Consider the following 13,206-nt stretch of genomic DNA (forward strand, 5'->3'; position numbering starts at 1 on the left):
TTGTACTTTTTATTTACCTTTTATGGGTTTGTTCGGTTAGGTGCAAGATGTGAGTTAACCCTTTATTCCTCCTACCACCAATCTGATACGATTTTAGATTTTGGATTTTGGATTTTAGATTTTGGATTGGAAACCGCTTGGTGTATCTGGGTTTTCTCTGTCTATCTGTCGCAATCATTTTTTGAATTAGTATTAAATGAAAAAATAAGCTAAAAGCCTCATTCTTCAATTTAATTATTGAAAAATGAGGCTTTTAAAATTTTTAATTGAGAGATAAGTCAACAGTATTAGCGGAATGCTCTGAGGGTAACAGACCGTTGTAACTGAGCTAAAGCGCGGTTGTAATCCAAAATTGCTGTGACTCGATTACCTTCAGCTTGTGTGAGATCATTTTCAGAGTTAATGACATCAGTTTGAGTACCTACACCAGCTTGGAATCGCAAACGTGCTAAACGTAGAGCTTCCCTAGCTTGTTCTAAAGCGGTATTAGCGGTTTGAACATTCTCCAAACTAGATTGCTGGGTAGAATAGGCTTGTTCTACCTGAAAGCGAATTTGATTGCGCTGTTCAGCAAATTGAGTTTCTGCGATCGCAATATTAGCTTCCTGTTGAGCTGCTCTTGCTCTTGCTGCTCCCCCATCATACAAATTTAGGGTTGCCTGAACTCCGAATGAATAACCATCAGTAACGCTGACATTATCACTGAACTGATCTAGCAGGTTGTAGCTAGCAACCAAACTAACTTGAGGACCCAGTTCTGCAAGAGCTTGTCTACGCTGTTGCTCGTTAATATTACGTTGTGCTAACTGCTGTTGCAGTTCTGGACGATTTTGATAAGCCAACACAATACTTTGTTCTAGGGTTGGGTTCCAAAGACCAGCTAATTGTACAGGGTCAGCGGCACTGATATTTATTCCTTGCGGCAAACTTATCCGAGTTGCTAATTGACGACGGTAAATTGACTGCTGAGATCTAGCATTAGTTAAATTTTGTTGGGCATTTGCTAAATTCACCTGCGATCGCAACACATCAAACCGCGTACCAACCCCAGCTCGCTCTAAAGCTTCTGCATCACGTAAACTAGCCTCAGAGTTCACTACAGCCGACTGACTAATGCGTACTTGTTCATCCCCTTGTTGCAGATTGTAGTAGTCAGTGGCAACATTCAAACGGATTGTCTCAGACTGAGTTTCTACAGCCAACTCATAGAAACGTACCTGTTCTTCAGCCGCTTTGATGCTAGCTTGCACTCTCCCAGAAGTATAAAGGTTATATGAAAGTTGTGCTGAACCATTGAAAGATGTACTGGGTTGATCTTGGTTAGAGGGAAAGCCATTTCGTGCGCTTAATTTGTCTTGAAGCTGACTACTAGCAGACTGACCACGAGTAATATCGGTGCTAACTCCCAGAGTGGGCAATAAAGCAGCTTGCGCCTCGCGTAGAGACGCTCGATTGCGTTCTAGCTCTAATAGAGACACCTGTAAATCCCGATTATTCCGCCGTGCTAACTCCAAAGCCTGTGCCAAAGTAATTGGTTGATTTTCCTGAAGTCTCACTTCCTCCGGTTTGGTGGGAAATTGTAGGGGATTTGAGTTAGGAATCAGGTTCTCTGGAATTTGTACCCGCCCTGACGGCACAGGAGTTACGGTTGTTGGTACAGCAGGTTGCACCGAACCTCCTGGTGCAGGAGTTACGGTTCCTGGTAAAGTAGCAGGTTGCACCAAACCCCCTGGTGCAGGAGTTACGGTTCCTGGCACAGTGATTGGCGTCGAATCTGCCGGAATCGTGGTATTACTCTGAGCCAAGCGACCAATAGCATTTTGTTGTAAGCAAGTGCTTGAGGTTATTAGCAAATCAGCCAAGGAGTCAGTTTTGCTTTTGCTCAACTCCTGTGGACACCTCTGCGCTGACAACAGTTTTGCTGCTCCTGCACCTGTGGCTGAAGTTTGTAAAAATGTTTGCAAGTGAGTAACAGTATTTATCTTTTGAACCACTGGCTGCTGCGTAGAAGACAGGGACAAAATTCCTTTTTGGACAGAAGGGGGTTTTGAAGTGTAGTTGGGAACTACTATCTTCTTTAATTTCTGCTCATAAGCGGTTGAATTACTCTGTTTTTGGTTGTTTTGAGGTTGGGAAGGATTAGAGGTAGGTGTCAAACTGAAAAATCTACCTTTATCTTTCTTAAGTAGTTGTTTTATTGGCACAACAGTATTTTCAGCCGTAAATACTGGAATACTGTTATTACTTAAAGGTTTCATACTAAGTTTAGTAAAACCCTCTTCAGGGACTAGGGTTGGAACACTAACATTTGCACTGTTAGGCAGTTGCCTATTTATGGTGTCCACAACCAAGCCTTGACTATAAGTAGAAGTCAAAACACTAGGAGAAGACGCCAGTTGTACCCCAGTTAGTTTCGCAGTACCAGCCCAAGCAGGCTGAGTTGTTAAAACCGCTGCTGTTACACCAGGTAAGAAGCTATAAAATAATTGCTGTCCTTTCACCGCATCCCTCACACGAAAATCAATCTAGCGGCAGAAAACCTTTCTTCACCACAGAATATAGCACGATACTAAACTTAGGAAAGAATATACTACGATACTAAATTTAGGGTTCGGAACTCTGTTTGTCTTCAAAACGTCTAACAATGCGAGAAAGTTCCGCCTTTTCATCGATACTAACGCGAGTAGGTGCACCGCTGATAATCCGTTCGTAGTTTCGGAAAGAATCTTTAATTTCGGGCCCGTCAGCAGTAATATTATACTCACGAATGCCCTTATCATGCCAAGACCCGCGCATTTTGAATACGTTAATTGCCCGCGACATTTCTCCGCGAATTTCTACGTACTGTAACATCAGAATTGTATCGGTAATCGTGGAAATATGAGAGTCAGTAATCGAATGCGCTCCCAGAAATTGGTCGGTTGTGTTAGTAAAGAAACCAGTAATTTCTTCTTGTTTAGCATAACCTGTCACACCAATTACAAACTGTCGAAATGCATTATTCGTAACTCCTCTAGCTAGTGCTGATAGGGAATCAATGGCAATCCGAGCAGGTTTGAAAATAGCAATTTCTGATTTAATAATTTGTAAGTGGTCTTCTAAACCAGTTGATTCAGGATAGGTACAGATTATTTTGAGTAAACCTTGATGTTCTAATTCTTCAAAATCAATTCCCCAAGAGGAAGCATTACGAGATAGTTGAGCGCGTGATTCTTCATAAGCAAATAATATTGCCTGTTCTCCATTGAGGCAGCCATCTTGAATAAATTTACTTACTAATAAGGTTTTACCAGTACCTGTGGCTCCTGTTGCCAAAATAATTGAATCTTTAAAGAAACCACCACCGCACATTTCATCTAAGGTTTTGACACCAGAAGATACTCTAACATTAGAAGAACGTTGAGTTAAGCGCATTGCTCCGAGTGGGAAGATGTTAACTCCTTCATTAGTAATCGTGAAGGGATACTCGCCTTTCATGTGAGTTGTGCCGCGCAACTTGAGAATTTCAATTGTGCGACGGCGGCGTTCTCCTTCTAAAGCGTTGCGAACAATTACTACATTATCGGAAACAAATTCTTCTACTCCAAAAGAGGCAACAGGCCCATATTCTTCACTACGTTCAGTGGTAATTAGAGTGGTGACACTTAGTAGTTTGAGACGTGCTACTAGGCGGAAAATTTCGCGTCGCACTACTCCCATCGCTTCATACTGCTGAAATACTGCTGTTATTGAGTCGATTGAAACTCGTTTAGCTTTGTATTTACGGATGGCATATTGCAAGCGCTCAATGAGTGCAGAAAGGTCAAAATTTCCCACGATATCTTGACCTTCTGGATCGGGAGATGCATCAAGAATAAACAACTTGCCTTCTTCAATTAAGCGGGGCAAGTTCCAACCAAAAACATGAGCATTTTTAATAATATCACTCGGTGATTCTTCAAAGGTAACAAATACTCCTGCTTCATCAAAATAGGTAATACCGTTATAGAGAAACTGAAGAGAAAATAAGGTTTTGCCTGTGCCAGATGTACCACTAATCAAGGTAGTTCTACCAATTGGTAAACCACCATGACTAATATCGTCAAACCCTTCGATCATCGTCCGAATTTTTTCTATACCCCCAATTTTCGGTGGTTGCTTTGGTTCTAGTTGCTCGTTTTCACTCATTGCTTGATAACAAAAGGATATTAAAACCTGTTTTCTTATGATTAAAGTTTGGACTCAATTTTTTATAATTAAAAATTTACTCTTCAAAATCTTCTTCACTCGGTTCTTCATAGAGCAAATCCAATCCAATCAACACTCTTTCTCTATCTGAAAGATCCCCAATAATTTTGCGAACGGGTGGAGGCAAAATTTTAGATAATGTTGGTGTGGCCAATATTTTATCTTCTTCCGCCAGTTGCGGACTTTTTAATACATCGATCACTTTTAAAGCATAAACACCTTCAAACTCCTGCTCTAAAATATCTTTGAGTGTTTTTAATGCCCGGACTGAATTCGGAGTATTTCCGGCTACGTAAAGCTTAAGAACGTAGGTTTTTCTGGCTTTAATCATATACTTAATAGCTAGTTATGAGCATAAAAATAACAAGATGCGTTCGCGCATTGGGAGTAACTAACACCAGTAGCTTATTCCAATTTGAATCTACAGCAATAAACTTAATTTATTTAGAAATCGAACTCCTATAAACTTCGCACAGGTGAGCCAAGATATCGATCAACGTTAGGCGGTAATCAAGTAACGTTTCATTGCTCCTTCCTTCTAATTTTAGCTGGTTAGAAAATTCTTCAATTATCTCCATGTGAATTTCGATTATTTGGGGCACCGGAATATTAGCATAAAATATAGTATTGATAAATTTATCAATTTTCTCTTTGAGTGTTTTGTCTGTAGTAAAATAATCTATAAGAATCAAGCTATAATCTAATTTAAGCTGTCTTAATAATCCTTGTCTTTCTTCTGGAGTCATCTCCTGAAAATGCTGTTGACTTTTTTGCATCTGACTGGCAAATACATAAACGTACTTGCTAGTGTATGCCTGACTTGGATTTAGTTGCGACCAATTTGGTAAATAGTTGATTTTTACAGATGTGGTTGCAGCAACAGGTAAGTAGCAAAATTGGGCAATAATTGCATCCATCAATTTCCCCACCCACGTACTCAAACCTTTTAGGTTGGCTAAGTCAACTGGATTGTTTAAGCATTTGTTAACATTAAATTGCAGAATCAATATCGGTAATAACATCTATTCTTGAATATATCTCCTTGATCGCCTTGACCAAGAAACGCGGGCTGATAAGTTTGGCTAACGCTTATAGGGGATACTGGGTGTGCAGTCAACTGGTAATTTAACCCCAAAATAACGCTTTATGCGAACAGATAGTGCTACACACTTAACAATCTAGTGGAGCAACTAACTGGTAGAACTTAGTAGGTCTTTGATGGTGAGGTATCCGTCGGCATAGCAAGACACAATAATTAACTCATGATTTACATATCTATGTATATAAATAGATAGATTTTTTTATTTTGCTCCTTGATAAGATACTTAAACGAACTTAAAGGATTGTCGCATTCCAAATCATTATAATTCCTCAAGGTTCTAAAGCGAATCTTTGGGGCCATAATTGTTTTAGCCGTCGCTATCGATGAGGAGTTTAAATACCAGTAAGACACTGGGGAGGCTGGCTAGTTGCTAAAAATTAGAAACGTCGCCTCTTGGAAAAATGTACTCGTTCGCAATTCCCGTGTCCGTTAGGGTAAATCCCGTTGTTTTAATGGCGTTGAAATAACCAGAGTTGCTTATATGAGTCTTCTTAAAAGATATGACTTCAGGCGAAAAGACCATCAACTGGCAGATGGAAATGCCGGAGGGTTCCACAGGAAGAATGACCCCCAAATCCCTATGTTAATGCTAGATTACCCGCTTTATGACTTTCAGGCAACCGTACCTAGCTGCCCCCAAACAAGTTCTCTGGCAGTGGTGTTGGAGATTTTTGAGCAAGAGCAGTGCGATCGCTTGGTAGTAGTGAATCAACAGCAATGCCCCATCGGATTGCTGTATTCTGCCCGTTTAATCCCAAAATTATTAGCACAAAGTGACGATAAAAATCTAAATTTACAACAATCGCTCTCTACCTGGGGTCAAGGTCTAATTGAGCCAATACATACAATATCAGCTTCGGAGCGTGTAGAGCGATTAACCTTACGCTGGTGCGATTCACAAGTCGAAAAACCCCAAAACTTAGATTGGGCGCTGATTGACTCTGAGGGTCGGTATTTGGGGCTGCTAGATAGTTCACGCCTGTTGCGATCGCTGGCTCAAGAACGTATGGCTGGCTTACAAAGGTCTAGCGAGCATCGCCATGAGTATGATGGTGAACCAAATGAATCCAATTCGTTAAAACACCAGCCACTGGTACACTTGCTAGAAAGACTGCCTTGGCCTTTGATGTTGCAAACGGGTACTGGCGAGGTGGTAGCGCGAAATCCCGCCTGGTGGCAGCAATTAGGAACCTTGAAAGATCCAGAAGGGGTTAGGCAACAGGTGGAGGCAATACTTGTCCCTAAACGCTCCGAAATAGCAGAATATGTCACCCAACCAGCAATCAAAGTTCATGCCAATGGTAGGGAGAATGAGCATAATAGTGAAGAAGAACTGATTCAGCAAGAAACATTAAGTGATGCTGCATACAGCCGATGCTATTTGGATAGTCAGGTGGGTACTTGTACCTGCGTTGTCGAAGTGCAAAATGGTCAAGAGCAAATCTGGCAGTTTGCCAAAATTCCCTTAGATAGTCCTGAGTTTAAAGTTATGAGTGCCGAAGAGGAGATTGCACTCAGCACTGATTTGTGGTTGGTTTTAGCTACTGATGTCACTCAACAGCAGCAACTTTGTAAAGAACTAGCAGCGAAGAATGCGGATTTAATTCAACTAAATCGGTTAAAAGACGAGTTTTTAGCTTGTATTAGTCATGAACTCAAAACTCCCCTAACTGCCGTTTTGGGATTATCGCGCTTGCTAGTGGATCAGCAGTTGGGAGAACTTAACGAGCGTCAAGCCCGTTATGCGGGACTGATTCATCAAAGCGGACGCCACCTGATGAGTGTGGTGAATGACATTTTAGATTTGACCCGGATGGAAACGGGACAAATGGATTTGACGCTGACTCCGGTGAAAATTCGGGCTGTGTGCGATCGCGCCCTATCGGAAGCCAAAGCTATCCACACTCAAACCACCAAAGCAACATCTGCCCCGCCACCTGCAAATGCCCGTTCATCTGCTCCCCAATTCAGTCTTTCCATTGAACTAGGTTTAGATCAGATGGTGGCAGACGAATTGCGCTTACGCCAGATGCTAGTACACCTACTTTCCAACGCCTTTAAATTCACCGAAATATCTGGCGAAATTGGGCTGCGAGTGAGTCGTTGGGAAGGATGGATTGCCTTTACAGTTTGGGATACAGGTATTGGTATTCCTGAACACCAGCAACACTTAATCTTTCAAAAATTCCAACAACTAGAAAATCCTCTCACTCGCCAATTTGAAGGCACTGGTTTGGGGCTAGTATTAACTCGCGCCTTGGCTCGTCTCCACGGAGGAGATGTCAGCTTCTTATCGCGTGAAGGTAAAGGCAGCCAGTTTACACTACTTCTGCCACCCAGCCCTCCGAAAACAGGCTTTTCGGAACCAGATATGGAAATCAGAGAAGATGAGGAGACACGATACCAACCGACACGGGAAAATCTCGCCGCCGCTCGTCAACATCCTAGTACGCCCACACAGCATCATCCTGCGAGTTCGCAACGATTGGTTTTGGTAGTCGAGGCTGTAGCTCGATATATTGAAGACTTGACCGAACAACTCAAAGGTTTAGGATATCGGGTAGTGATTGCGCGATCAGGGACAGAAGCAGTCGAAAAAGCGCGGCGCTTGCAACCAATAGCAATATTTTTAAATCCGTTGTTACCCCTGCTATCAGGTTGGGATGTACTGACTTTACTAAAATCTGACACCGCAACCCGTCATATATCTGTAATTGTGACAGCGACAGGAGCCGAAAAGGAGCAAGCATTTGCTAACCGAGCCGATGGTTTTTTGAGTTTGCCAGTAGAGCATCAGGTCTTAGCACCAGTTCTAGAAAAATTATGTACTGCACAAGCAATTTTGCAGCAAGGGTTAAACAATAGTACAATTACCCCAACTAAAACCCCACTGCGAATTCTCAGGTTGGTAAATCCCCAGTTGGAATCTGTCAATCCCCACCCCTCACTTCGAGAACATCGGGTGATTGAAGTAGATGACCTAGAGCAGGCAGAACTTTTGGCGCGGGTATGGCAGTTTGATGTCATTTTGCTAGATGTAGAAAGTACCACCGCCCAAATTTATTTGCAACAACTAATTGGACATCCGCGTTTAGCAGCTATACCACTGGTTACTTGTGATGTTGCAACTACCCTAATAGCTTCTAAAATACCAGGGCTATCTGTATTTCCTTACTTAACACCATTTGCGAAAGACAACAGCAGTCGCACCGAAAAAACAGATGCCTTACTATCAGTACTGGAAATTGCTTCTGGTATTTGCTGCCCTGCCAACATCTTAGTAGTGGATTTAACAATGCTGCGGGATTTCCCCCAGGTAAGGCGTAAGCCAGCCAAGGGTTATCGGACAGAAAAAAATTGCTCAATTAGTAGTGAAACTGCTGAACGCGGATCTGAATGGTTCCAAGCCTTAATTCAATACCTCCAAACAGCAGGCTTCAAAGCGGCGATGAGTCCTTGTTGGGCAGAAGTGTTGCAACAAATTCGCCACGAAAGCGTTGACTTACTGCTAATTTGTTTAGGAGAAACCTCTATCCACAAAGATGTACTCAAAGCACTGAAAACATTAGGAGATTCGCCTTTAAAGTTGCCACCAATTTTGGTATTAAATCAGCGATTTAATCGTTCAGAAACCAGTTTCCCGGATGGAGTAACTTATCAGGAAATTAACAAGCAGAAGAAGAATGGTTTGGAATCGATAGAAACTGTTGTTGGTGCGATCGCTACCCAAATATTACCGCGATCAATATCAATGGAAGACCTATTAAACCAAATCAATCAAGCTTTAGCTGTTAACGGTCAAAATGACAAATGTTAATCTGGTCATTAATCATTTGTCCTTTGTCCTTTGTCCTTTGTGAATAACCAATGACTAATGACCTTTTATGATATGTCTATTTTTTCATTTTTCATTTTCTTAAAAGGAACTCGAACCAAGTTATAAGCACCCTTGGTCGATAAATTCTTGTAATCATCTGGCTGTAAGTCCATTTGTAAAAACTTTTTTTGTTCGGTCAACAGCAGCACTGAGGAAGGTTTTAGTCCTTTAGCAGCCTGGTTTTTAATATGCTCCACAGCCTCTTTAGGAAATTTTAAATAATTTACGTGGATGTGGCTGTAAAATACCACACTAGGCTTTTTGAAGCCAAGCATAATCAATTCTTCGTTTGGTTGTTTTGCTTCTAGAATGACCGCAGACAATTCCCTTAAGGGTAATTGACGTTCTCGATCGATAAAGAATGAAGCAGGCGTTAAGACAAAAATTATAAACGCCACAAACCCGATTAAATTAATACTGATAATGTAGTTCCAGCGGCGACTCAATAATAAACCCGCAACCAAAACAGCACAAACTAGCCAAATTAGACCCGCGATTACTGGTAAACCAGATTTTTGAATTAGTTCGTGGAAGTTACTGATGGCTGGATCGGTACCTAATATGTGGGTTATGTTCAGCAGTGCTGTTGCCAGAACTGATAAAAATACTACATTCACCCAACCACTCATTCGCAGCAAAGACGCGGAGATGGACGGAGTGGGAGAGGGGGAAACAGGAATTGTTTGCCGTGTCTTTGTATCTAAAAAAAAGTCGCTCCACAACAAGGCTACCAGGATTGCTGCTGCTGGCATTAAAGGCAATACGTAGCTAGGGAGTTTAGTAACGGCAATGCTAAAAAAGGCAAAGATGCTAGCAAACCAGAACCAGGCAAATAAACCAAATTGCTGAAAACGTTCAAGGGATCGCCAATGCGATCGCTGCCAAAACTTTAGTCTGATTATAGAAGCTGGTAAATACACTGAGTATGGTGCAAAACCCAATAGCACGACTAATAAGTAAAAATACCAAGGTGCTGAGTGACCATTAACTACTTCTGTAAAGCGTTCCAGGTTGTGATAACCAAAAAAGGAGTTAATGTAATTCCAGCCATTGCGCCAAATTACTAAAGCATACCAGGGCACTGACAAAGCGAGAATTATCAGTATACCTACGAGAAGGTGCATTTCCCGCAACACCTCTCGTACTTTACCCACGTAAAGCAAAAAAGCAGCAACAATTAGCCCCGGCAAAACAATTCCCACCGGGCCTTTGGTCAAAATTGCACCAGCAATCAGCACATAAAAAGCTAAGTACCACTTATTAAGAAATGGGGCATGGGACATTGGGGATTGGACATTGGTGATTAATTCTGCTCCTCTGCTCCCTGCTCCCTGCTCCCTACTCCCTTCCTTCCCTGCATACCCTAGAAAGAAACATAACAAAGCCGATGCCATACATCCGGTGAGTAGCATATCAGAGACACCCGTTCTCGCCCAAATAATAGTTTCGGGATTGAGTGCCATGAGTGCTGCTGCTATAAAAGATGTTAAGTAGCGACGAGTTGGACGTGAAACTTGTTCTAATTCGTCTTGTTTAGCCAGATACCACTGGATGGTGTAAAAAGCTAAACAAACTAAGCCGAATGCTGCGATCGCGGAAGGAAGGCGTACTGCCCATTCATTCACGCCAAATATGTGATATGCGATCGCCTGACACCAGTAAATTAAAGCAGGTTTATCGAAACGAGTGTCACCATTGAAAAATGGGGTAATCCAATCACCTGTAACGAACATCTGGCGGGAAGCTTCGGCAAAGAGCGGCTCTGTCTCATCAATCAAGCCAGTGTTGCCCAAATTCCACCCAAAAGCCACCCAGCCAACTACCATCAACCACAAAATCGATACAGTTACACTCAGGGCTGGATTTTTTGCTATTTTGTTGAACCACCGATCAACAGTGTGCTTAACACTCAATTTCATTCTCATTTAGTCAATAGTCAACAATCACTAATCAATAGTCGTTGGTTATCGATCTTTTGTTCTTGGGAGTTTTTAATTCAACAATTTTCCTCTATCCATTACTTAACACTTTACCAACTGTAGGTTCATTAGGGGTGTAAGGGTTTAAGGGTGTAAGGTGTTGGACGGGGATTGAAACCAAAGGACTTCACGGTTGCCCTTCTTAGGCAGGGCTAAAGACTCATGCGGGTGGTTGGGGCTAGTTCTTCCCCCCCCTACCACCATGCAACCCCTACACCCCTACACCCCTACACCCCCACGGGGCTTGGTAAGGATGTAAAAATAAAGGTTTGAGTAAACGGTAAACAATGCCCACTCTCTAAAAATTGCTTCCGTACTCAATATTTACCAGTTAGCAATATTTATTGACTCAGCACAAGTTGCCATTCTCTGTTTTGGGAATTCCACTTAGGTAATTGAGTTTCGCCAATAATATAAGGGCCCCAGTAACGACGGGAACCATCTTGTGCAAAAGCAACTAAAACATCTCCCTTCTCCAGCTTTAAATTATTCTGAGGTAGGGATAGAACCAGTCCCTTCTCACTACCTTCTTGGGGAGCAAAATCCCAATGTGCCGGTACATCATAGTGAGTCTGTTTTTTACTAGATCCTTTTGCTACCGACTGTCGTGCCAGTAAAACCAGCCGCACAGGCTGATTTGTTTGATTGCTCATTCGCAAAGTCCCTTGATCCTTGGCAATGCTTGCTGATTTATCACGCTCTGCCAAGACAGGATAAGTATTCTCTTTACTGCTATGTTCTACTTGATTGGTTGGGGTAGGCGCTGGTGTAGATAGACTAGCAGAAATACCTTTTTCAGGTACAACCGAAGTTGTCTGCCACTCTTGAGTTTCTGTTGGCAGTTCTGAAGATGTATCTGGGTTTGTGGACTCAAAAGATACACTCACTCCAAAGCATCCCACCAGAGCAACAAGCAGTCCCAAGCACAAAGCTGTAATACCGACGTTACGATACACTGAAGATTTCATATTGATAGTTATTAGAAATAAATATTTTGTCTAGGCTTGACCAAATAGTAGCCTATTATCCCAAAAAGCAATCACACAAAATAGCCAAATATAGACTTTCTTAAAATTAGAAACACAAATGTATGATAAATATCATTTTGATTAGAAAACATTTGCAGGATATAATCTCTTTGATGTTTGAAACACGAGAGGTACAGACACCCATTACTTTGGATTTTGACCGTAAGTATGGATAAAAACAAGATAACTTTGATACCTATTCCGCCATTTCATTTGTATAAAAAAACAAAAGTTCCCTGAAACCGCTAGCAGCCTCAACAAGGCGTCTTTTTGCTAAACGTCAGATAAATCTAAGTAGTGTATTTTATCTTCTCCTGTTGGGAGACGCTACGAGTAGCTTACTTCCATAGATGAATACAAGTCAGCAAATCCGTATAACGGACTAACTTCCTTTAAAAAGGGGAATTTTGAATCATTTTCCCATTTTTTAAGGCTGGAACGTGGGGATCAAACTAAATATTATTGTTTCCAAACACCCTCTAAGAAACTGTACTTCTGAAGAAGATGATAGAATAGTCAAATTTGAATAAATACTGGAATTCCAGTAGATATCTATAATATTAACAAACCAGCTGATGCTAAAACCAATATCCTCCTTACCTTAATATAGATATATTTCAAGATATCTTGACTTTTCCCAGAAGTCCCTTTGATGCAAAACACTCGTCTCAATAACTTGTTCGATGCCATTGCTACACGCTTTGGGCAATGGTTTTTAAATCCTTGGCGACGACTATCGTTGCTGATAATTAGTTTTTTGTTTGGTTTTTTTCTGGGAAACGCAGTTTCCACTACAGCTGGACAACGGGCAGAGTTAGACATTGTGGCAGCTGGTTTTTTAGTACTGTTGACGGAAATTACCAGCAGAATATTTTATAGTCGCAGCTTTTTGGATAGGCGATCACTCTTGGTAGACTCACTAAATCTCCTGAAAGTTGGTTTCATCTACAGCCTGTTTCTCGAAGCTTTTAAGCTGGGATCGTAGTCAGATGG

At 41.7% G+C, this 13,206-nt stretch carries 9 protein-coding genes; 3 read left to right on the forward strand and 6 right to left on the reverse strand.

Annotated elements, in window-relative coordinates:
• Positions 1-213, forward strand: a 213-nt coding sequence (locus HWQ58_RS08200) for a hypothetical protein (RefSeq protein ID WP_292860213.1), incomplete at its 5' end; no start/stop codon positions are given.
• Between the two features lie 74 nt (positions 214-287).
• Here the strand turns inward: HWQ58_RS08200 and HWQ58_RS08205 are convergent.
• From HWQ58_RS08205 to HWQ58_RS08220, 4 genes are all read right to left on the reverse strand, one after another.
• Entirely contained in the window at positions 288-2,501 is a 2,214-nt protein-coding gene (locus HWQ58_RS08205; protein ID WP_292860216.1) for a TolC family protein, read from the reverse strand.
• A 103-nt stretch (positions 2,502-2,604) separates the two neighbouring features.
• Positions 2,605-4,167 carry a circadian clock protein KaiC gene (gene kaiC, locus HWQ58_RS08210; RefSeq protein WP_292860218.1) on the reverse strand — a complete coding sequence of 521 codons (1,563 nt, stop codon included), beginning with the start codon at positions 4,165-4,167 and terminating at the stop codon, positions 2,605-2,607.
• Positions 4,168-4,243: 76 nt separating this feature from the next.
• Positions 4,244-4,558, reverse strand: a complete 315-nt coding sequence (gene kaiB, locus HWQ58_RS08215) for a circadian clock protein KaiB (protein WP_292860220.1) — start codon at positions 4,556-4,558, stop codon at positions 4,244-4,246.
• A 109-nt stretch (positions 4,559-4,667) separates the two neighbouring features.
• Positions 4,668-5,249, reverse strand: coding sequence for a KaiA family protein (locus HWQ58_RS08220; RefSeq protein ID WP_292860223.1), 582 nt, complete (start codon positions 5,247-5,249; stop codon positions 4,668-4,670).
• Positions 5,250-5,909: 660 nt separating this feature from the next.
• Here HWQ58_RS08220 and HWQ58_RS08225 point away from each other — a divergent pair.
• The gene (locus tag HWQ58_RS08225) at positions 5,910-9,146 is read left to right on the forward strand and encodes an ATP-binding protein (RefSeq protein WP_292860365.1); all 3,237 of its coding nucleotides are present in this window, start codon (positions 5,910-5,912) and stop codon (positions 9,144-9,146) included.
• Between the two features lie 65 nt (positions 9,147-9,211).
• Here the strand turns inward: HWQ58_RS08225 and HWQ58_RS08230 are convergent, their stop codons facing one another.
• The gene (locus HWQ58_RS08230; protein WP_292860225.1) at positions 9,212-11,131 is read right to left on the reverse strand and encodes a glycosyltransferase family 39 protein; all 1,920 of its coding nucleotides are present in this window, start codon (positions 11,129-11,131) and stop codon (positions 9,212-9,214) included.
• A gap of 395 nt (positions 11,132-11,526) precedes the next feature.
• Positions 11,527-12,153: a hypothetical protein gene (locus HWQ58_RS08235; RefSeq protein ID WP_292860227.1), complete on the reverse strand. Its 627-nt coding sequence runs from the start codon at positions 12,151-12,153 to the stop codon at positions 11,527-11,529.
• Positions 12,154-12,865: 712 nt separating this feature from the next.
• Here HWQ58_RS08235 and HWQ58_RS08240 point away from each other — a divergent pair.
• The gene (locus tag HWQ58_RS08240) at positions 12,866-13,198 is read left to right on the forward strand and encodes a DUF565 domain-containing protein (RefSeq protein ID WP_292775454.1); all 333 of its coding nucleotides are present in this window, start codon (positions 12,866-12,868) and stop codon (positions 13,196-13,198) included.
• Positions 13,199-13,206: the final 8 nt, after the last annotated feature.

It is taken from the genome of Nostoc sp. LPT (genome assembly GCF_017115165.1).
Classification (GTDB): Bacteria; Cyanobacteriota; Cyanobacteriia; order Cyanobacteriales; family Nostocaceae; genus Nostoc.

Coding starts and splice junctions, on each gene's coding strand:
- kaiB (WP_292860220.1), bottom strand. CDS start 4,558: ATGATTAAAGCCAGAAAAACCTACGTTCTTAAGCTTTACGTAGCCGGA.
- HWQ58_RS08240 (WP_292775454.1), top strand. CDS start 12,866: ATGCAAAACACTCGTCTCAATAACTTGTTCGATGCCATTGCTACACGC.
- kaiC (WP_292860218.1), bottom strand. CDS start 4,167: ATGAGTGAAAACGAGCAACTAGAACCAAAGCAACCACCGAAAATTGGG.
- HWQ58_RS08225 (WP_292860365.1), top strand. CDS start 5,910: ATGTTAATGCTAGATTACCCGCTTTATGACTTTCAGGCAACCGTACCT.
- HWQ58_RS08230 (WP_292860225.1), bottom strand. CDS start 11,131: ATGAGAATGAAATTGAGTGTTAAGCACACTGTTGATCGGTGGTTCAAC.
- HWQ58_RS08220 (WP_292860223.1), bottom strand. CDS start 5,249: ATGTTATTACCGATATTGATTCTGCAATTTAATGTTAACAAATGCTTA.
- HWQ58_RS08235 (WP_292860227.1), bottom strand. CDS start 12,153: ATGAAATCTTCAGTGTATCGTAACGTCGGTATTACAGCTTTGTGCTTG.